This window comes from Microbulbifer sp. ABE4_465, from assembly GCF_056160765.1.
The window spans coordinates 1-283 of the sequence record NZ_JBSWXV010000032.1 but is presented as its reverse complement, the minus strand read 5'-3'; the positions used below and the strand labels follow the sequence as shown (position 1 = coordinate 283).

General features: G+C 50.5%; 1 tRNA gene. It reads right to left on the bottom strand.

What is annotated here, in order from left to right:
• Nucleotides 1–5 precede the first annotated feature (5 nt).
• A tRNA-Ile gene (locus ACXAG1_RS17000) sits at nucleotides 6–82 on the bottom strand.
• Between the last annotated feature and the right edge of the window lie 201 nt (nucleotides 83–283).

Below are 283 nucleotides of genomic sequence, written 5' to 3'. Positions count from 1 at the left end.
AATTTTGGTAGGCCTGGGCAGACTTGAACTGCCGACCTCACCCTTATCAGGGGTGCGCTCTAACCAGCTGAGCTACAGGCCTATAAACTTGAACATTTCTCAGAAGAGAAAATGTCGGAGTTTAAAACGACACCCGAACCAAACGGGGCACTGACCCGCCCAACGGGCATCACTGACACAACATCATCAGTTCGATCAAGCAATATGTGTGAGCACTTACGAAGTTAGGTCGACTTCGATTAAGGAGGTGATCCAGCCCCAGGTTCCCCTAGGGCTACCTTGT